Here is a 20,197-nt window from a genome sequence, read left to right as displayed (position 1 = left end):
AAAACACTCCTTAATCATTCATAGTTGTACGTTTTGTTGATTCGTTGTTTAGAAATAATCACTGAAATAGGCTTCCATATCAGGGATGATCGATTCTAGTAATGCCAGTGTTTCTGAATCGGTATTTAGCCGTTCCACACGCTCTAAGTAAGCTGGACGGCGGTAATTCATCAACAGACACGACAATGTCTGAATATCCAATTGGACAGCTTTTCCGATGGCTTCTCTTGAAACCACGATCTCCCCGTGATTGTATTGGACACCGAAGATTCCGTTGTTCCAATCGGCAACTGGGTCAGAAACAACAAAGTGAAAGGGTGTTTGAAAGGCTTCAAATGGGAAGTTTTTCAAAAACTGTTCAACATCGACGATCCGCGCCATGTAATAAGGCTCAATGGTTTCTTTGATTTGGCTATCATCCAGGTAGAAGGACAGGGGTTCATTTGAATAAATGTCTCCTTTGACCCAATAGACCATTGAGAAATGAGCAGAGATAAAATTCCAAAGACCATTGCGGGCTTCTTGATTCAAGTAGAACATTTCCTTTACATGGAAGACTTCTTCGGCTACCCAATAAAAAAGTACACCAGTCGGATGACCACTGGCATTGTAATAGACAGCCGCGGTGCGCTCTTCTTCATTTTCATAGCGCCAATACTCTTCCCAGTGAAAAGAGGTCCGCTGCAAGGCACCATGGTTGTCGCGGGAGAATTGGTTGTAGACAGTAAAAACATCAGGGTCATCCACTTCTTTGCGCTCTACGATCCCAGGGACTTCTTTGGTTTTCGGAAGCTGGGTATCACGAATTTTGAAGGTCAGCTTGTCGGACATGATCTCCCAGCCTTTGCGACGATAGTAAGGCACATTGTATGGATAAAGGTAGGAGATCCATTGCTGATCTTCCCGCATGGTTTCTAAGGCAAGCTTGATCAAGTCTTTCATCAGGCCATGTCCGGCATATTCAGGGTAGGTCCCAACACCGGTCACTCCGCCCATTTTGATCAATTTGCCGTGTATATTGACTTCACAAGGATAAACGGCGATTTGCGAGATCAACTTGTCTTCATTGAACCAGCCAAAGACCTTGGAAAGCTCTAAGATCGGGCGCTTAGATTTAATCATTTCCCGTTTGCTCTCATAGCCGCTTTCTTCAATATCCGATTCAGTGATCTGAAAAACGTAGCTTAACAGTTCGTTGAACTGATCAACGTCTTTTTCATCCACCGCTCGAATATGTAGATTTTGATGAAAATTATTGTCCATTCTTTCAACTCCAATTTATTTGCTAGCTCTAGTATAGCAAAACCTGAATGAATATGTCTAAATAACGGTTAAGAAAAATACTTTAACTATTGGCGTTTCGTTGGTATAATAGAAAAGCTGACTAAAAGAAATGAGGAACGTATCCATGAACATAGAAGAAATGAAAAAACGACAGGAGAAGATTCGTAATTTCTCCATTATCGCCCATATCGACCATGGGAAATCAACACTGGCGGACCGTATTTTGGAACAAACCCATACGGTGACGTCTCGGGAAATGCAAAACCAATTATTGGACTCCATGGATCTTGAACGTGAACGAGGAATCACGATCAAATTAAATGCTGTGGAACTTAACTATACCGCCAAAGATGGAGAAACCTACATCTTCCATTTGATCGACACCCCAGGGCACGTCGATTTCACCTATGAAGTTTCCCGCAGTTTGGCCGCTTGTGAAGGCGCCGTACTCGTCGTTGATGCGGCTCAAGGGATCGAAGCACAGACATTGGCAAACGTCTACTTGGCGTTAGACAATGATTTAGAGATCCTACCAGTCATTAATAAAATAGACTTGCCAGCTGCCGATCCTGAGCGGGTACGAACAGAGATCGAAGATGTTATCGGTATCGATGCCAGTGAAGCTGTTTTAGCGAGTGCCAAAGCAGGTATTGGGATCGAAGACATTTTGGAACAAATCGTTGAGTATGTCCCAGCTCCAGCAGGTGATATTGAAGCACCGTTAAAAGCGTTGATCTTTGACTCCGTGTACGATTCCTATCGTGGGGTGGTCTTAAACGTCCGCATTATGGACGGGATGGTCAAACCTGGAGATAAAATCAAAATGATGAGCAATGGCAAGACCTTTGATGTCACGGAAGTCGGCGTCTTTTCACCCAAAGCCATTCAACGAGATGCGTTGATGGTGGGCGATGTTGGGTATATCACTGCTGCCATCAAGACTGTTAAAGATACGCAAGTCGGAGATACGGTGACTTTAGCCAACAATCCAGCAGCCGAAGCATTGGAAGGCTACCGCCAAATGAATCCGATGGTTTATTGCGGATTGTACCCAATCGATACCTCACGCTACAACGACCTTCGAGAAGCATTGGAAAAATTACAACTGAATGATGCAGCATTGCAATTTGAACCAGAAACCTCTCAAGCGTTAGGATTTGGGTTCCGATGCGGCTTCTTAGGCCTATTACACATGGATGTCGTGCAAGAACGGCTAGAACGTGAATTTAACCTTGAGTTGATTACGACTGCACCATCCGTAATCTATCATGTCAACAAGACAGATGGCTCAATGGTCGTCGTTGATAACCCAGCAGAATTTCCTGAACCAGTCACGATCGACAATGTACAAGAACCATACGTCAAAGCACAAATCATGGTTCCTAATGATTACGTCGGTGCTGTAATGGAATTGTCCCAACGCAAACGGGGAGACTTTGTCACGATGGATTACTTGGATGATTATCGAGTAAACGTCGTTTATGAGATCCCATTATCGGAAATCGTCTTTGATTTCTTTGATAAATTAAAATCCAGCACGAAAGGGTACGCATCACTGGATTATGAAATGTCTGGTTACCGAACTAGCAAGCTAGTGAAGATGGACATCTTGCTGAACACTGAAAAAGTCGATGCATTGAGCTTTATCGTTCACCGTGACTTTGCTTATGAACGAGGCAAAGCCATCGTTGAAAAACTGAAGAAACTGATCCCACGACAACAATTTGAAGTACCGATCCAAGCAGCCATCGGACAAAAAATCGTTGCCCGTTCAGACATTAAAGCCTTGCGTAAAAACGTATTGGCGAAATGTTATGGCGGTGACGTTTCTCGGAAACGCAAACTTCTGGAGAAACAAAAAGAAGGGAAGAAGCGGATGAAACAAATCGGCTCTGTCGAAGTACCGCAAGAAGCCTTCATGGCAGTTCTTAAGATGGATGAGGATGAACCGAAGAAGTAACTCGTTTCAATTTGAAAAGTCTAATAAAGCAATCTTTTCTTGTGTTAGAAAAAAGTGATTTAACCGTTTATAAAATTTAAACAGTTATACGGATTGTCACAGTTGAATAAAAGGACAAAAAAAAAATCTCTTGCTTGAGAATTTTTAGTTGTCAGTGTATGAAAGAGCATCTCATAAGGAGGTGCTTTTTTCATACCATTACATAAAAATGAATGAATCCATAGAGGAAAGCATTTAAAGAAAAGCAGATTATCCAATCGATCAACTCTGGAATATTTAGCGATGAAGAAAATTCTTTTCAAGCTGCTATTGAAAAAAGAAAATGGGTTGAGTGACCTATCTTAGCAGTGTGATAAAGTTTTGAGTATGATACAAATGTATAAGAGAAGTAGCTCAAAAAAAAGTCTCGGCTATTAACAGAGATAAAGAAATAGCAGCGTATTAATTACTTCTCTCTTGAAACACTATCAAAAAACTAAATTGAGATGCCACTTTTAAATGATCATCAAGAAAGCACGCTAGAAAAAGAGAAGAAGCTTTATTTCTTGACGGCGATCACCAAACCGTTCTACTATCAAATTGATAGCCCTCCGTATGATTCGATAATTAAATGAAGGGTGAGCAATCGACGCCAGCTCACTCAAATATCGTCAATGGAAAATTCAGAGAGTAACTAATTTTTTGGATGCAAAATCCGTATTGAAATGACATCGATCATCAGAGGGAAACAAACATGTTTTACGGGTATTTGAACTTTAAGAATGAAATGTTTCTGTAGTTGATCTAAGTAGCAGGCCGATAGATCAAGCTGTTTTACATCCACGAGTAAAAGAAAAGAGGAACGGAAATGAAGTAGGAAGTTACTGGTGCCACAGTGAATTTAGGCAGTCGAGTAGTGAAAGAATTTAGTCGTTTGGTCGATAAGAAAGAAATATTTGCTCTTGTGCATACACTGTCTCTATGAGCAATAGTCAGAGCTGCAGAAAAAGCAAGTGAATGACAACGCTATTTCTTATGAGTGGTGTCGAAAGATGTGAAGACGTAAATCAATTTCATTCGTAACGAAAAAGCCCACTGAGATGTCAGTATCTCAATGGGTTTTTTTGTTTTATAAAAATGGCTCAAGAAAAGATTTGTTTTCCGGTCGTTTGCTTTCCTCTAAACTTGCAATACTTGTTAATAGAGAGAACAGATTGATTTTCGCCATTTTTTCTTCGACAGTTACTTGCAATTCATTATACGCACCATCCAGTACTTCTTGTATATTTGCACCAACAATGCAGTCTGGATTCGTTTTAGGATCGACTTGAATGAGATTTGTGTTTCCATGAATACTTTTATATATATCAAGTAGACTAATATCTTTGGGGTCCTTTGCTAAATAGGGCTTTGGTTTCCCAGTAGTTGTTCGAATCAGTCCAGATTTTTTTAAGTTTGCCATTATTTTTCTGACATTTGCAGCATTAGTTTCTACACTTTGAGCAATCATCTCACTTGAGAGCATATTAGTATCTTTATAGATGACGATATAACACATAATATGAATTGCATCACTGAGTTGAATAGAATATTTCAAGTGAATTCAGTCCTTTTTAGATTTTCTTCTTGACTTATCTTAACATACTATTTATTATATAGGTGTATCTTATAATTGTACAGCTGAATGTACGAACTAAAAAGGAGTGTTTTATATGACATATTTAGTAACAGGAGCTACTGGTGGTTTTGGAGGATATGCACTTGAATTCTTGAAAGATTTAGTTTCTAAAGATCAGATCTATGCTTTGGTACGATCTGAAGAAAAAGCAGCTACACTAAAAGAGAAAGGCTACAATGTAAGAGTAGGGGATTATTCTGATATCAATTCGTTGAGTAACGCTTTTGACGGCATTGACCGCTTGCTTTTTGTGTCTGGCGCACCAGGCAATCGTCAAGAAGAACATGCTAATGTGGTTAAGGCAGCCAAAGACGCTGGTGTTCAGTATATTGCTTATACAAGTTTTGCTGATGCAGATCACTCAACAAGTGCATTAGCTGCTGATCACATCTTTACTGAAAAACAAATCAAAGAAGCGGGAATTGCGCATACATTTTTACGTAATAACTGGTATTTAGAAAATGAAATGCCGATTATTGGCGGTGCGTTAGCTAGTGGGAAATTCGTTTACGCAGCTAAAGAAGGCAAAACCGGCTGGGCTTTGAAGCGCGAATATGCTGAGGTTGCTGCAAAAGCACTAGCAGGAACAGAATACCCTGAAATCCTTGAATTATCGGGCAGCCCTATTACTTATGCTGAATTAGCAGCAGCTTTAAAAGAAGCAACAGGGAAGGAAATCGAAGTAGTTTCATCTGATGATCAAACCTTTGTAGATAGTTTGACAGCAGGCGGTTTACCACAACCTGTTGCAGAAATGTTCTTGTCTTTCCAACATGATATTAAAAATAATCAATTAGATGTGACATCTAGTGACTTTGAACAAGCTTTGGGTAAACCTTTGACGAGTCGCGTAGAAGCAATCAAAGAGTTGTTAAATTAGTCTTGCTATTTCCCGATTATCGAAAATAATCGGGAAATTTTTATAAAGAAGGTGTTGACGATGAACCATAGCGAAAAGAGGAAATGGCTGATTAACTATTTATTAGAGGAAAACAGTCACTTAAGTAAAATAGTAGATGCTAGCTCGGATGATCCGAAAGAACAAAATGATTTATTGCGAAGCTTATTAAATATAAGAGAAGCGCGACCTATTCATACGGACTTTATTGACATTCAAAATCAATTTCTTTTAGAAGAAAGAGCTGAAAATCAGATTTTTTCACTAAACGATGCGCAACAGTATACAAAAAACCTTTATCTCTGGCAAGGAGATATCACGAGGTTGGAAGTGGACGCCATCGTAAACGCTGCAAACGCACAGCTACTAGGATGTTTTGTTCCATTACACAGGTGCATCGACAATGCGATCCACTCTGCAGCAGGTATTCAATTAAGACTAGCATGCAAAGAAATCATGGACGCACAAGGTCATTTGGAAGAAACCGGCTATGCAAAAATCACCGACGGCTATAACTTGCCTGCAAAAAAAGTGATACATACTGTTGGGCCAATCATAAAAGATACCGTAACTAAAGAACACGTATCCTTATTGGCTGACTGTTATCGTCGCGTCTTGTTGCTTTGCGAAGAGTATCAATTGAAGAGCGTCGCTTTTTGTTGTATCTCAACAGGAGAATTTCGTTTTCCCAATGAGTTAGCTGCAGAGATCGCTATCAAAACAACGCAAGAATATGTAACGCGTGTTCATTCACCTATAAAAATTATTTTCAATGTGTTTAAAGACATTGATAAGGAGTTGTACTATGAAAAACTACAACAATTATCAGAAAGTTTATCAAAAGATAACTGAAGCAGAGGCAATCGTTATCGGTGCTGGATCAGGCCTTTCTGCTGCTGCCGGGTTAACCTATTCTGGTGAACGGTTCAAAAAATATTTCAGAGACTATATTGATCATTATCATTTAACCGATATGTATTCTGCCGGATTTTATCCCTTCGATTCATTAGAGACGTATTGGGGTTATTGGAGTAAACATGTTTTTCATAATCGATATCAGCCTGAGGCTTTGCCGCTATATAAAGAGCTTCTATCTTTGGTAGAAGAAAAAAATTACTTTGTCATTACTACTAATGTAGATCATCAGTTCCAAAAGACGGGCTTTGATAAGAGACGATTATTTTATACACAAGGTGATTATGGGTTATTTCAATGTTCACGTGCCTGCCATAACAAGACTTACGAGAATGAATCATTGATTATGCAAATGGTCCATCAGCAGAGTCAGTTCAAAATTCCCAAGCACCTCATACCATATTGCCCCAAATGTGGACAACCGATGCGGGTCAATTTACGGATAGATCAATTTTTTGTACAAGATGATGGTTGGGAAAGCGCAGCTAACCGATACAAAGAATTTCTAGAAAATTATTTAGGTACTAAAATCGTTTTTTGGGAGATCGGCATTGGTAACAACACGCCTTCCATTATAAAATATCCATTCCAAGAAATGACGAGGGCAACGAATCAGTCGACCTATATCGTCTGTAACCAACAAGCACAACGCATACCAGATGAACTCATGGATAAAACGATTATTCTGCAAGGAAATATAGTTGAAACGATCAGAGAAATCGATCATTTTAGATAGGAGCGCATTCATGGACCATTCAAAAATGAAGACAGAAGATTATTTGAATTATTTAAAAAATGAGATTCATTCTACTGTGTTCGCCACAGTAGACGAAAACGGAAATCCGGTCACCAGAGTAATCGATATTATGTTGGTGAAAGAAACGAAGCTGTATTTTTTGACTGCAATATCCAAGCCGTTTTATAAACAGCTCAAAATGAACCCGGTCGTTTCCATCACAGGTATAGAAGGAGAAACATCAATGGAATCGTTTTCTATTACCTTACAAGGGAGAGTAAATGAAATAGGCTCTACCTATTTAGATGAAATTTTCGAGAAAAATCCTTACATGGCAAAAATATACCCCTCTGTAGAAGACCGAAATGTTTTACGAGTCTTTGAAATTTATAAAGGCGTTATGTCAATCTTTGATTTAAGCAAAAAGCCTATCTATCAAAACGTTAAATCTTTCGGATAACTCAAAGCAAAAGGAGACAATCACATGGCAAATAAAGTATCAGAAGAGGAAATGAACGAAGAAGAGTGGTTAAGCTGGTATAAGAAGCAGGAATTACCACAATATCCAAAACCAGCATTTACTGTTGACAATTTGATATTCAATGTCACGTCGGATGCAGTATACATTTTACTTGTCAAAAGAAAAAATCATCCTTTTAAAGGACGGTTCGCTTTGCCAGGTGGCTTCGTTAACGAAGGAGAAAATATCATTAAGGCCGCTATCAGAGAGTTAAAGGAAGAAACGGGCGTGGAAGTGCAGGAAGTTTCTTTATTAGGTGTATATGGAGATAAAAATCGGGATCCCCGTGGATGGACCGTTTCTGCTGTCTATATAACTGTTCTACAGCAGATGAAGATTCTTTATGCAGGAGATGATGCTTCTGAGGCTTTTTGGTATAGGGTTGATAAGGATAAAGTACTCTATCAATATGTTACGTCAAAAGAACGATCCTCTACGGAGAACTGGGAATCTCTTTTTGCTTTTGATCATGCGCAAATCATCCATGACGGATTTAAGTGGTTGAACGACGAATTAAGGCAAAGAGGCCTTTAACAAGTAGAAGCGATGTGGCTTAATTTTTTTCGAGTGGGGATATTGATTTATACGATACAACTGATTGATCGCCGGGCGACTTTTGCCATCGCTTTCCTGTTATCCTCTAAAAACCATGGATAGTCAGTTTGGTTCCGTTGTAATGAGCTACTTCTGAGGATTTGTCAGACTTAAAAGTTGATGGATTCCAATCCCCACTTGTTTCTCTTAGTAATAGTCAGCTTTGTTATAATCCTGTTTTACACAAAAGTAGTTGATTTATCTAGGAATAAGGTGAGTTAGACATAACTGGGAATTTATAAGGATGATCTGAACGAATAATCTACTTTGACGAATCTCATCTAGAAGAATAGAATGAAAGTACCTTCGTGAGAAGGTGCTTTTTTTTATAGTAAAGAAATGACCAAAAGAACTTAATCTATTTTTTTTATGATTTCAATCTAATGATAGTTGGCTAAGTGATAGAGCCTTGGTTTCATAAAGAAAATCACACGATTTTGATTGGCAAAAGATAGGAGATGTTTTGTGCATGAAGGCATTGTACTTTAAAGAATTTGGCGATTCAGATGTGTTAACTTATGGTGAATTGCCTGATCCAGTCATTCAAAAAAATGAGCTAATGATAGAAATGATGTATATTGGGTTAAATTATGCAGATATTTATCGAAGAAAGGGCACCTATCATATTGAATCCCGAGAGCCTCTTATTAATGGCTATGAAGGGGTAGGGAGGATTATTCAAAAAGGAACATCTGTCTCCAAGTTTCAGCTAGGGGAAACGATTCTTTTTGTGGATGTTCCTTTTGCTCATGCAGAATTGGTGGCTGTTCCTGAGGAAAATGCCATCCGTATCCCATCAGGTATATCACCTAAATTAGCAGCCAGTATTGGACTGCAAGGGTTGACAGCTGATTTTTTAGCTCATGATCTTGGCAATAATGTGAATCATAGTAAGGTATTCGTTCATGGAATAAGTGGTGGCGTCGGACAAATTTTATCGCAATTATTAACCGCAGATGATCTAGAAGTTTATGGCGTCACTTCTACGGAAGAAAAGCGACAACTGGCTTTAGACCAAGGCGCAAAACAAGTCTTTTTAAGAAATACAGAATGGCAAGAAACCTATACTTCTTTCTTTGATACCGTTTATGATGGCATTGGGCGTACATTAGCCGAAAGTGCCGACCTGATCAAAAATAGAGGGAAGGTTATCTTTTTTGGCATGGCCGGCGGAAATCCGCCAGCGATTGACTTTATTCCCTTGTTATCTAAATCAAAAAGTATTTTGACAGGAGATCTCTGGGATTACTTGACAAGTTTTCAAGAGCGGGAGAGAAGAAGCACCCGACTGTTTACTTACTTTAGCAAGGATCAAATGAAAATCAGTCAACCAACCATTTTTTCATTAGCTGACGGAAAAGCTGCCCATGATTATTTAGAATCTGGAAAAAGTGTCGGGAAAATTTTGCTGCAACCATAAGAAAGTAAAAAAGCTAAATGACTTTATCACAAAAGATACACCGAATGTTTGCTAATTCACTAAATTATCTTTTTATATAATCGATACTTTTCTTATGATAAATCATTAAGGATAAAAATAAGTATAAAATGAGTAGAATATTGCAAGAATCTAATGTTTTCTGTTTCTTCAGTGAGAATCAGATAAAACTTTGTGATAAACAGTACATTTAATTTGAAAATATTTAATTACAGCAGTAAGATAAATATATCAAATACTTAAGGAGTGATATCTATGACAAACTATGAAGAAAAGGAAGCAAAAGCATTGGTAAAGATTGCCGAGGTTCTTGATAAGTTAGATGAGAATTTAGCTGAATTAGACACACTAGATGCTGACGCAAAAAAACATAGTATGAAGAAATGGATCGTTGAGAAAAAAGCGATTCACGAAATCAAAAAGATCGCACACGAAGCCGGTAAGTATGAAAAGTACGATGAAAAAGCACTACAAAAAGAAATTGATGAAGTTGAGAAGTATATGTAATTGAAGATAATATTAATAAGCCCATGATCTTATGAGTATGGGCTTATTTGTGTTAGTGTTTTTGATGGTGGTTATCTAGTATGCAGTTTTTATTAGAATTCATTAGGCGTATCGTCCAACTCTAGCACCATATTATACCAAGCAACACCCGCATGTTGTGATTCTGACAGTCCTTCTAGTTGATAGCCGTGCTTTTTGTAATATGGAATCAATGATTCTAAACAAGTTAATGTGATTCCTTTTCTATTTTGAAGACGACATTGTTGTTCAAGAACTGACAGTAGTTTACTACCAATCTGGCAGTTTCTATAACCAGGAGCGACAGTCAAGCTAAGAATACTTTGGTAGCCACCAAAAGGCTGATTAGGACGAGTACTTTCAAAAAGATCGTCAGAGAGATAACGTTTAGAAATAATGGGCCCAACAACGTAGCCGATCGGACAATCCGTCTCATTTATAGCAACAATAAAACTGTCACTTAGTATACGTATTCGATCCATCATCGCTGTTTTGGATGCTGCTTCATCCGCTGTAAATCCTGCATTTTCAATCTGCATGATTTGATCAATATCATCTTCTTTTGGTGGTCTGAAAAAAACGTTCATTCAATCACTCCTATACTATTTAGGAATAGTTTATCATATAATGATCCTTTTAAAATCCGTCTTACGCGCTTCTATTTTATTTTTGCTTGTCTAACGTTTTTTACCATAAACGCATTGACTTTTTCGCCACATATTTGAGGAAAATCGGGAGATAAATGGAAAAGTCGTCAACAAATTATTGTTTACGTCTTTTTGAGTGCTTTTGCAGGAATGACTTTTTGTGAGGGAGTTGTGAGAAAGGTGTAAAAATTAAGACAAATTTTATCTGAGTGTCTTGCCTTAAAGTCCACTTCAAGAAATATACTGAAACTACCATTACTTATGGAAGATGAAAGGAGCAATACGATGAGAAAATGGACAAAAGGACTTTATCTGGCTATGATCTTTCTTGCAGGATGCAGCAGTGATCCAACGAATGAAGAATTAGACACTAATTCAGGTGAAACAAGCAATCGTGACTTAGTAGCACAAGAAAATGAAGAAATCTCTTTGATTGATAGCACGGATGACATTTTAATTGCCTACTTTACACGACCTGAAAACTTGGAGCAAGAGCCCGCAGTCGAAGCAGTTTCTGGAAGTAGTTTTAATGTGATCGATAACACTTTAATAGGAGATGTCCAAGTCATAGCAGAGATGATCGCTGAACAGACAGGAGGTGAGTTATTTTCGATTCAAACAGAAGTAGGTTACCCTAACGTTTACGATGAACATACAGCTTTTGCTACTAGAGAGGTGGAAGAAGATGCTCGACCAATGTTGATGGCTGACGTTGCACAGATGTCTGATTTTGATGTTATTTTTATCGGCTTTCCTGTTTGGTGGAACCGTGCACCGCGAGCTGTTTTAACATTTCTTGAAGCCTATGATCTTGCTGATAAACAAATCATTCCCTTTGCAACCCACGGTGGAAGTGGATTGACCAATAGTCGAAACGAACTTCGAACATTGTATCCAGATTACCAATTTCTCGAAGGGTTTGCAGCTAGAGCGGGAAGTGTTGAAGATGCTGAACCAGAAGTATTAGAGTGGCTAAATCATTTGGGATTATAGAAAAAGCATCAATAAAGAATAAAAGAATATCTTTAATTATAGAGGGAGCCTTGTTAAAGGCTTCTTCTTTGTTTTATTTTTCTATGAGACTGTTAGACGTCTATTTGAGATATATGATATGATTAATCTAATGATTTAGCGTAAAAGCAAAGAATCTTATTTTCAGCTATAATACTCGTCGATTCAATAAAAATTTTTAATCAATTGCTGTCTTAATTTAGGTAAATTAAATATTATTCCATTTAGCTAAAATTGCGTACATAAAGATTGTTTTAGGGGGACTAAAAGTGGCTGTATTAAAATATGAAAAAATCAAACAAGATATTCTTCGAGATATTGAAGCTGGTAAATTTAAACCGGGGGACCGTATCTATTCAGAGGGAGACTTGAAAGCAAAATATGGGGTAAGTAATACAACCGTCATCAAAGTGATGAATGATCTGGTTGCACAAGGTTATCTCATTCGGAGACAAGGCGAAGGAACATTTGTACGAAAAAACATTCTAAATAAACGTGTTTTCTTTAGTGAAAATACACGCCCCTTGACTAATGATAAAAAAGAACCAATATCTGAAAAGACTGTCGTGGAAGCGGTAGATCTCATTCAACAAATAACGAATTCAGATATAGCAAAGATTTTACATGCTCCTTCGTTTGAAGAGACAAAAGTACCGTTTTTAAAACTAAGTCAAGTTGCATTTATTAATAATAAGCCGTGGAAACTTCAATTTAGATATGCACATATCAGTGGACCGACAGATATTCCAATCGCTCAGCTGAAAAAGGGGCTGTCATTTACTAAAGTACTAGAAGATTTAAACCAAATACCAGAATCAGAGAAAATGACAATCTCTGTATCTGACTTTGAATCGATCATAGATAGTTTATCAGAGAAAGATCAGAAAATAATGAAAAGCTATTTTAAGAATAATCGACCAGCAGCTTTGTTTGTGAGGAATCGAATTGTTTATGATCGTTTTGAAAATGCTATTGAATATGACCAGGCATTTATTCATCCTGATTACTATAGTATTGATATTATTAATTAGTTAACATCTATATTTCAAAAGCATATAGCTGCGTTATATGCTTTTTTTATTCCATTAAAATAAATAATCTTGAAAACGCTTGCGTAGCAAACGAGAATATTATATACTGCAATCAGATAACACGTTAACGCTATAAGTTGTGAATGGAGGAAAAACATGCTTTTGAAAAGAATTGAACCTTTAAAGGAGAATTATCAAAAACTAGAAGTATCAGAATTAAGTACGAAAGAAATTGATCAAGCGATTAACGAGTGTTTACAAAAAATTGATCAAAATATGGCTATATTTGGAGAGAAATTTCCTGCACCTGCCACTAAAAACCAAAATTACCAAGTTATTGATAACACAGAATGGACGACGGCTTTTTGGACAGGCATTTTATGGATTGCATATGATATTACCAAGGAAAATAAGTATAAGGATTTAGCAGAAAAGCATATAGAAAGCTTTTCCAGAAGATTGTCTCAAAATATAGAAATCAATCATCATGATCTAGGTTTCCTTTATACTCTTTCGTGTGTCAGTTGTTACAAAATCACAGGCAATTCCCAAGCTAGAGAACTTTCCATTAGCGCAGCTGACAAACTCGTTGAGCGATTTCAAAATAAAGGGAAATTTATACAAGCTTGGGGAGATTTGGATGACTCTAATGAATATCGTTTAATTGTTGACTGTCTCTTAAATCTACCATTATTGCATTGGTCATATGAGGAGACAGGTGACGATATCTATAAAGCTGTGGCAGAGAAACATTATAAGACCACCATTAAATATGCGATTCGAGAAAATGCTTCAGCATTCCATACTTATTATTTCGATCCCACAACAGGTCAGCCCCTATATGGTAAAACGAAGCAAGGATTTTCTGACGACTCCAGTTGGGCACGCGGTCAAAGCTGGTTGATTTATGGAATAGCATTAAATCAGCATTATTGTAGAAAGGAGGAAAATATAAAGCTTTATGAAGCTGTAACGAATTACTTTTTAAATCGTTTGCCTAGTGATTTAATCTGTTTTTGGGATTTGATTTTTGAAGAGGGATCTGACCAACCTCGGGATACTTCTGCTAGTGCAATAACCCTTTGTGGTATGAATGAAATGGAAAAATATCTAGCGGACAACCATCCTATGAAAGAAATGTATCACAATATCCAACAAGTTATGCTAAGAAATTTAATAAACCGTTACACAGAAAAAAAGGGCACAGGGGCTGTAGCGCTCATCAATGAAGGGGTCTATTCCTGGCATTCCGGAAAGGGTGTGAATGAAGGGAATATCTGGGGAGATTACTTCTATATGGAAGCACTGGTAAGACATAAAAAAAACTGGCAATTATTTTGGTAAAAAGACTAAAGGAGGGAATCAAATGGCACAACCAAATATTAAAATGACACGAATTGATGAACGCTTGATACATGGTCAAGGTCAAATGTGGATCAAATCATTGGGTGTCAACTTATGTATCGTAGCTAACGATCAAGCCGCAAATGATCCATTTCAACAACAATTGATGAAAGCGGTGGCACAAAATGTGAGCATGCGCTTTTTCACGATTCAACAAACATGCGAAATCATTCATAAAGCCTCGCCTAAGCAAATGATTTTTATCGTTGTGGCTAATCCGCAGGATGCATTAGTACTTGTCAAAGGTGGTGTACCGATTAAGCAAATCAATGTGGGGAACATTCACAATGCAGTAGGAAAAACGAAAATATCCAACTATATTTTTATCGGTGAAGAAGATAAAAGAGCGTTAAAAGAATTAAAGAATACATTCCACATCAAGTTTGATACTCGTACCTCACCGATGGCTCCAGACGTTGATTCATTGAAACAACTCATGTCTCATCTTGAAAAAGAATAGGAGATAATAAAATGAATATATCAATTATGCAAGCTTTTTTACTGGCACTTATGGCAGGCGTTTGTTATTCGGGTCTATTGCTAGGCATTTTTACAAATCGTTGCATTGTCCTTTCCTTTTTTGTAGGGTTGATTCTTGGTGATGTTCAGACTGGATTAATGATGGGTGCCATTGGTGAACTTGCTTTTATGGGATTTGGCGTTGGCGCTGGGGGAACGGTTCCGCCTAATCCTTTAGGTCCAGGAGTGGTGGGGACCATAATGGCGATAACTTTAAAAGATAAAGGGGTCACACCTGAAAGTGCCTTGGCATTATCTTATCCATTTGCAGTATTATTTCAAATTTGCCAGACACTCATTTATACAGTATGTGCTGGTTCATCCGAAGCTGCAAGAGTTTCGGTAGAAAATGGCCGTTTCAAACGCTTTAAATGGTTTGCACATACAACTTTCATTAGTTTTTTCTTTGTGGGATTCTTTATTGCATTACTTTCTGCTTTAAGTATGGAGCCTCTTAGAAAATTTGTCGAAATGATTCCGAATGAATTGGTTCAAGCACTGACTGTTGCTGGAGGCTTACTACCCGCAATCGGTTTTGCGATGATTCTATCGGTCATGGTTTCCAAAGACGTTATTCCTTACGTGATCTTAGGCTACATTTGTATTGCGTATTTAGATTTACCTGTTATGGCGATTGCATTAGTAGGAGCAGTATTTGCAATGATCGATTACTATAATCAAGAAAAAAGACAAGAACTTTCAATGACTTTCGCTCAACAAGGAGGAATCAAAGAAGATGGAATCTAAAGAACAAAAACTAACGAAAAACGATTATTTTATAGCAACTATGCGCTCATATTTCCTCCAAAATGGCTTCAACTATAACACGTATCAAGGAACGGGTTATGCAAATATTATTTTTCCGGGATTAAAAAAGATCTACAAAGATGATCAGGAAGCATTGAAAAAAGCCACTATTGATAACTTGGAATTTTATAATGTCAATCCTCAAACAGTTCCCTTTGTTACTAGCTTACAATTAGCAATGCTTGATCACGGGGAAGATGTATCAAAAATTAGAAGTATAAAAATGGCATTAATGGGTCCTTTGGCAGGAATTGGGGATGCAATATCTCAATTTGGTGTAGCACCGTTATTTTCAACGATTTTTGCTAGCATGGCGATTGCGGGTATTACTGCTAGTCCAATCATGTTTTTGGTTTGTATGATTGGCTTTAATCTGTTTCTTAAGTGTCTTTTAGGCTGGCTAGGTTATCGAATGGGCACAAGTGCGATTGAAATGCTCAGCCAAAAAATCAACCAAATCTCTCGGGCAGCGAATATTGTAGGAGTCACAGTTATCTCTGGTTTAGCGGTGAGCTTCGTAAAAGCTGAAATGGCGATCGAGTACGCAACAACTATTGATGGCGAACAACAAGTAGTAGCGCTCCAAACTGTTTTTGATCAAATTTTGCCTCGGCTCTTGCCTGGATTAGTTACGATTATGGTTTATTATCTAATTAAAAAGAAGAATTGGAATGTTTACAAGCTGCTCATTTTATTGTTTGTTTTGGGTATTTTAGGGTCGCTGTCAGGTATCCTTGGATGACTTTTCATGTAGTTATTAGACCATAGTTCTATCAATTTAATAGTTATTCGGTTTTTATTCAACTCAATGACAGTTTCTTTATGTATATGATGACAAGAAGCCTCCGCCTAATGCAGAAAGGAAAAATATGAAAATACTTGCTTTATTTCTGTTTCTGATCCATTTGCTTATACTACCAATCAATGTTCACAGCACAACGATTGAACATAATTTATTATTGAACGGGGACTTTTCACAACAATCTGAGAATACGAATGGGTGGCATGATTCAATTGGAGCAGATCACTGGCGCCTTTGGTTCCCTTCAGATATCCGTCCAAAAGTGAGAGTAACAGAAGAAAACAGCATTGAAATTTCTTCCAATCAAGTCAGTCGTGCAGCAGTTTTTCAAGAAGGTATACCTGTTCGTCCAAATACAGAATATCGCGCAATTGTCGAGGTGAAAGCAACAGATATTTCTAATGCACTTGGTGGAAGAATAAGGGTTCAGTACATGGAAAATGGAACTCAGATATCTCTTTACTCTAGTGAAGCTGTTTCAGGAACTTCGGGATGGGAAAGCCTTGCAGTTACTTTTACGACTGGAGCAGATACGGAACAAGTAAAATTGGAGCTTTTTTTTGATAATACCTCGGGATTAATTGAATACAGAAATGCACGTTTGTATGATCGCATATATGAAGAAATTCAAGAGATTATCATTTCTCAAGAAGAGCTGCATTTGCAAATTGGTGAACGCCAGTTAATCGAGCTGGAAACTTACCCCGAAGATTTCCCTCGGAAAAACCTATCTTTTTCTTCAAGTGATCCAAAGGTAGCTCAAGTAAATGAGCGGGGGTATGTTACTGGTGTAGCATCAGGGACCAGTGAGATCATTATTAGCGATAAAAATGAGACTATTCAAGTAAGTATCCCCATTTTTGTTACAAAAGATAGACATGATAATGTACATCTTACATTAGATCAAATGCATATCATACCTCTCTTCCAACCACTTGAAGAATTAGACGTTTTTGTGGAAAACCAAGATTTATTAGAGGTCTTTGATGGGATTATTCTGCCTAAAAGAGAGGGAACAACACGAATAAAAATAACCAATACAAGTGGTGAGCTGATCGTTCTCGTTGATGTATCTATTGATAAAGGTGACCACAACAAATTTGATGACATGAGAACAAAGTGGCACGAAATGATTCTGGGAGCTAACTATTTTAATTCTGATGATTCGTTAATGATTGATAAGCAAAGATCAATGGATAGAACAGCCAACCTATTATGGGAAACATTGAATAAAGATGAAGATAAGGAAGCTTTGTGGGAAGAACAATCTGAATTGACAGCATCAGCTAATTTAACAACTAGTTTTAGAAATTTAACGACTTTAGCTCTGTCAGCAACCAATCCTTGTTCAGAATATTATCTCAACAGAAATTTATTAGAGGATGTCTTTTCGGGATTAGAATGGATGTACATTTATAAGTATAATCTCTCTGTCCAAACGTATGGAAACTGGTGGGATTGGGAAATTGGCGTTCCGCGAGCAATTAATGACTTAGTTACCACTTTACATCCTTTTTTATCACAAGAACAAATTGGCGATTTTTTAAGACCGATTGAACGTTTTTTGCCAGATGTCAATTATAATAGATATAGTGTAAATCCAGAACTTGCACTTGAAGCAACTGGAGCTAATCAAGTGGATAATACCCGAATAATACTAATTAAAAGCATCTTGGAAGAAAATGATTCTGGTGTTAGTGAAGCGATAAGCGCATTAGAAAAAGTTTATCCTTTTGTAACCGAGGGTGATGGCTTTTATACTGATGGTTCGTTTTTACAACATGACAACGTTCCTTATATTGGTTCATATGGAAATGTTCTTCTTGATGGTATCTCACAGATATTCACAATGACTCAGTCAACAGACTATTTTCCAGCTGATAGTATAGTTAAAGTGATAGATTTCTGGATTCAAGAATCAATCGTCCCGTTCATGTATAAAGGAAATATGATGGATATGGTCAGAGGAAGAGCTATCTCAAGGAGCCAAATGGAGAGCAATGTTGCTGGAGCTGAAATGACAAAAGCGATGATTCGTTTTGCGAGTATTCCAGAACTATCGAACAGCGAAAGATATTTTCATTTTGCTAAGCATTGGATAGAAGCAAATAGTGCGAATTTTGACTACTTAAATAGTTTATCAAGCTTTAGAGATATTGCACTAGCAAAAACAATATTATCTAATCCTGATATAGCCTCCGATAGTCCTTACACAACAAAACTTACAAATTTTGCGAATATGGATCGAATGACCTATTTTAATAAAGATTTTGATTTTAGTTTTGGGTTAAGTATGTCCTCTAGTAGAATCAAACGATACGAAACAATGAATAATGAAAACCTTCAAGGATGGCATACGGGCGATGGAATGCTTTATCTATATAATGATGATCTAAATCAATTTAATCAAGACTTTTGGGCGACAGTTGATCCCTATAGATTGCCAGGTATTACTGTGGATAAGCAAATTCGACTTGATCAAAGCGGTTATAGTGTAGCGGAAACAGACTTCGTGGGAGGTTCCACCGTTGATGATCGTTATGGTAGTTTTGTCATGGATTTTATCAATTATGAAAGAACGTTGACAGCTCAAAAGTCATGGTTCATCCTTGGTGACGAGCTTGTTGCTATTGGAAGTAATATAAACTTTCAAAATGACCGTATCATTGAAACAGTTATAGAGAACCGAAAGCTAAATGAGACGATTGATTACAGATTATTTGTGAATAATGAACAGATTGATTTATCAAATGGACAACAAAGCTTTTCTAATGTTGAAAGTGTTTATTTGGAGGCTTCTGATCCGCAACAATCTATCGGATATAAATTTATCAACCCTCAAGATTTAACTTTGATGATTGAAGAACGTACAGATAGTTGGAATCGGATCAATGGATCAGGGAGCATTGACCCGATTACGAGAAGCTACTTTACAATGTGGAAAACGCATATCCATCAAGAAGATGAGTACAACTATGCTATCTATCCTAATAGGGACAGAACTGAATTCGAAAAAATTGAACCCGCTAAAATATTGCGCAATGATAAAAACATTCATGCAGTACAGTCAAATAATGTAATTGGTATTAATGTCTATAATGAAACCGAAGTCGAAATCCTTGATATGAAATTTCAAACCCCAATGGCACTTACACGAGTGGACAGCGATGAAACGATTATACTTTCACATTCAGATCCTACAATGAAGCGTGCTCAAAAGGATTTGATTCATCTAAAAGACGATGGTTATCGTATTAAAGAAGCAGATAGTAATATTTCAGCGAAAAAAATCACTTCTTTAGATGGTCTCGATTACTGGGAAATCGAAATTGATCCAACAGGTTCAAATGGTCAAAATAGCCAGATTCTATTTAACAAAAAGTAAAGAAAACCAAATAATAGCTTAACTTGATTGGCTATCATAATAGTGGGGCAAGTCTTTTTGTCCC

Annotated in this window: 18 protein-coding genes; 15 read left to right on the top strand and 3 right to left on the bottom strand. The window is 37.4% G+C overall.

Translation table 11 applies throughout. From position 1 onward, the window contains the following. Nucleotides 1-48: 48 nt before the first annotated feature. Nucleotides 49-1,263 carry an enhanced intracellular survival protein Eis gene (eis, locus tag A5882_RS13995; protein WP_008380051.1) on the bottom strand — a complete coding sequence of 405 codons (1,215 nt, stop codon included), beginning with the start codon at nt 1,261-1,263 and terminating at the stop codon, nt 49-51. 145 nt (nt 1,264-1,408) lie between these two features. Here eis and lepA point away from each other — a divergent pair, with 145 nt between their 5' ends. Then, a complete protein-coding gene (gene lepA / locus A5882_RS13990) occupies nt 1,409-3,244 on the top strand; it encodes a translation elongation factor 4 (RefSeq protein ID WP_005235823.1) in 1,836 nt (611 codons plus the stop codon). Between the two features lie 1,108 nt (nt 3,245-4,352). Here the strand turns inward: lepA and A5882_RS13985 are convergent. Continuing rightward, nucleotides 4,353-4,820 carry an Rrf2 family transcriptional regulator gene (locus A5882_RS13985; RefSeq protein WP_008380035.1) on the bottom strand — a complete coding sequence of 156 codons (468 nt, stop codon included), beginning with the start codon at nt 4,818-4,820 and terminating at the stop codon, nt 4,353-4,355. Between the two features lie 115 nt (nt 4,821-4,935). On the opposite strand from A5882_RS13985, the gene A5882_RS13980 reads away from it, so the two are divergent. The 7 genes from A5882_RS13980 (at nt 4,936) to A5882_RS13950 (ending at nt 10,509) form a co-directional block, all read left to right on the top strand. Then, complete coding sequence (locus tag A5882_RS13980; RefSeq protein ID WP_086299416.1) at nt 4,936-5,781, top strand: SDR family oxidoreductase; 846 nt, start codon at nt 4,936-4,938, stop codon at nt 5,779-5,781. Between the two features lie 60 nt (nt 5,782-5,841). Continuing rightward, nucleotides 5,842-6,651, top strand: a complete 810-nt coding sequence (locus tag A5882_RS13975) for a protein-ADP-ribose hydrolase (RefSeq protein WP_086372993.1) — start codon at nt 5,842-5,844, stop codon at nt 6,649-6,651. Continuing rightward, nucleotides 6,605-7,450: a Sir2 silent information regulator family NAD-dependent deacetylase gene (locus tag A5882_RS13970; RefSeq protein ID WP_086372992.1), complete on the top strand. Its 846-nt coding sequence runs from the start codon at nt 6,605-6,607 to the stop codon at nt 7,448-7,450. The genes A5882_RS13975 and A5882_RS13970 overlap by 47 nt, the downstream gene beginning before the upstream one ends. Before the next feature lie 10 nt (nt 7,451-7,460). After that, entirely contained in the window at nt 7,461-7,910 is a 450-nt protein-coding gene (locus A5882_RS13965) for a pyridoxamine 5'-phosphate oxidase family protein (RefSeq protein WP_016620089.1), read from the top strand. Between the two features lie 24 nt (nt 7,911-7,934). After that, on the top strand, nt 7,935-8,504 hold the full coding sequence (locus tag A5882_RS13960) for an NUDIX hydrolase (protein ID WP_016611823.1): 570 nt from the start codon (nt 7,935-7,937) through the stop codon (nt 8,502-8,504). Nucleotides 8,505-9,033: 529 nt separating this feature from the next. Next, entirely contained in the window at nt 9,034-9,984 is a 951-nt protein-coding gene (locus tag A5882_RS13955) for a quinone oxidoreductase (protein ID WP_016611822.1), read from the top strand. Between the two features lie 273 nt (nt 9,985-10,257). After that, the gene (locus tag A5882_RS13950) at nt 10,258-10,509 is read left to right on the top strand and encodes a hypothetical protein (RefSeq protein WP_015509648.1); all 252 of its coding nucleotides are present in this window, start codon (nt 10,258-10,260) and stop codon (nt 10,507-10,509) included. Nucleotides 10,510-10,601: 92 nt separating this feature from the next. On the opposite strand, the gene A5882_RS13945 is transcribed toward A5882_RS13950, so the two are convergent. After that, on the bottom strand, nt 10,602-11,114 hold the full coding sequence (locus A5882_RS13945; RefSeq protein ID WP_016611821.1) for a GNAT family N-acetyltransferase: 513 nt from the start codon (nt 11,112-11,114) through the stop codon (nt 10,602-10,604). A gap of 345 nt (nt 11,115-11,459) precedes the next feature. Between A5882_RS13945 and A5882_RS13940 the strand changes: the two genes are divergently transcribed. The 7 genes from A5882_RS13940 to A5882_RS13910 all read left to right on the top strand — a co-directional run bounded on the left by A5882_RS13940 (nt 11,460) and on the right by A5882_RS13910 (nt 20,133). Continuing rightward, a complete protein-coding gene (locus A5882_RS13940; protein WP_176256997.1) occupies nt 11,460-12,167 on the top strand; it encodes a flavodoxin in 708 nt (235 codons plus the stop codon). 287 nt (nt 12,168-12,454) lie between these two features. Then, a complete protein-coding gene (locus tag A5882_RS13935) occupies nt 12,455-13,216 on the top strand; it encodes a GntR family transcriptional regulator (RefSeq protein ID WP_016611818.1) in 762 nt (253 codons plus the stop codon). 156 nt (nt 13,217-13,372) lie between these two features. Further along, entirely contained in the window at nt 13,373-14,560 is a 1,188-nt protein-coding gene (locus A5882_RS13930) for a glycoside hydrolase family 88 protein (RefSeq protein WP_086372991.1), read from the top strand. A 22-nt stretch (nt 14,561-14,582) separates the two neighbouring features. Then, a complete protein-coding gene (locus tag A5882_RS13925) occupies nt 14,583-15,080 on the top strand; it encodes a PTS system mannose/fructose/N-acetylgalactosamine-transporter subunit IIB (RefSeq protein ID WP_086372990.1) in 498 nt (165 codons plus the stop codon). Nucleotides 15,081-15,091: 11 nt separating this feature from the next. Then, complete coding sequence (locus A5882_RS13920) at nt 15,092-15,886, top strand: PTS sugar transporter subunit IIC (protein WP_086372989.1); 795 nt, start codon at nt 15,092-15,094, stop codon at nt 15,884-15,886. Continuing rightward, a complete protein-coding gene (locus A5882_RS13915) occupies nt 15,876-16,688 on the top strand; it encodes a PTS system mannose/fructose/sorbose family transporter subunit IID (protein ID WP_016611814.1) in 813 nt (270 codons plus the stop codon). Before A5882_RS13920 ends, A5882_RS13915 begins: the two co-directional genes overlap by 11 nt. Before the next feature lie 127 nt (nt 16,689-16,815). After that, complete coding sequence (locus tag A5882_RS13910; protein WP_086372988.1) at nt 16,816-20,133, top strand: polysaccharide lyase family 8 super-sandwich domain-containing protein; 3,318 nt, start codon at nt 16,816-16,818, stop codon at nt 20,131-20,133. The last annotated feature ends 64 nt before the right edge of the window (nt 20,134-20,197 follow it).

The sequence above is a fragment of the Enterococcus sp. 4E1_DIV0656 genome, assembly GCF_002140695.1.
Taxonomy (GTDB): Bacteria; Bacillota; Bacilli; order Lactobacillales; family Enterococcaceae; genus Enterococcus_D; species Enterococcus_D entomosocium.
This window is presented reverse-complemented; position numbering and strand designations above follow the sequence as displayed.

Bases quoted from the DNA above. Each gene is read 5' to 3' on its own strand.
- eis (WP_008380051.1), bottom strand. From the start codon at position 1,263: ATGGACAATAATTTTCATCAAAATCTACATATTCGAGCGGTGGATGAA.
- lepA (WP_005235823.1), top strand. From the start codon at position 1,409: ATGAACATAGAAGAAATGAAAAAACGACAGGAGAAGATTCGTAATTTC.
- A5882_RS13980 (WP_086299416.1), top strand. From the start codon at position 4,936: ATGACATATTTAGTAACAGGAGCTACTGGTGGTTTTGGAGGATATGCA.
- A5882_RS13975 (WP_086372993.1), top strand. From the start codon at position 5,842: ATGAACCATAGCGAAAAGAGGAAATGGCTGATTAACTATTTATTAGAG.
- A5882_RS13970 (WP_086372992.1), top strand. From the start codon at position 6,605: ATGAAAAACTACAACAATTATCAGAAAGTTTATCAAAAGATAACTGAA.
- A5882_RS13965 (WP_016620089.1), top strand. From the start codon at position 7,461: ATGGACCATTCAAAAATGAAGACAGAAGATTATTTGAATTATTTAAAA.
- A5882_RS13960 (WP_016611823.1), top strand. From the start codon at position 7,935: ATGGCAAATAAAGTATCAGAAGAGGAAATGAACGAAGAAGAGTGGTTA.
- A5882_RS13955 (WP_016611822.1), top strand. From the start codon at position 9,034: ATGAAGGCATTGTACTTTAAAGAATTTGGCGATTCAGATGTGTTAACT.
- A5882_RS13950 (WP_015509648.1), top strand. From the start codon at position 10,258: ATGACAAACTATGAAGAAAAGGAAGCAAAAGCATTGGTAAAGATTGCC.
- A5882_RS13945 (WP_016611821.1), bottom strand. From the start codon at position 11,114: ATGAACGTTTTTTTCAGACCACCAAAAGAAGATGATATTGATCAAATC.
- A5882_RS13940 (WP_176256997.1), top strand. From the start codon at position 11,460: ATGAGAAAATGGACAAAAGGACTTTATCTGGCTATGATCTTTCTTGCA.
- A5882_RS13930 (WP_086372991.1), top strand. From the start codon at position 13,373: ATGCTTTTGAAAAGAATTGAACCTTTAAAGGAGAATTATCAAAAACTA.
- A5882_RS13925 (WP_086372990.1), top strand. From the start codon at position 14,583: ATGGCACAACCAAATATTAAAATGACACGAATTGATGAACGCTTGATA.
- A5882_RS13920 (WP_086372989.1), top strand. From the start codon at position 15,092: ATGAATATATCAATTATGCAAGCTTTTTTACTGGCACTTATGGCAGGC.
- A5882_RS13915 (WP_016611814.1), top strand. From the start codon at position 15,876: ATGGAATCTAAAGAACAAAAACTAACGAAAAACGATTATTTTATAGCA.
- A5882_RS13910 (WP_086372988.1), top strand. From the start codon at position 16,816: ATGAAAATACTTGCTTTATTTCTGTTTCTGATCCATTTGCTTATACTA.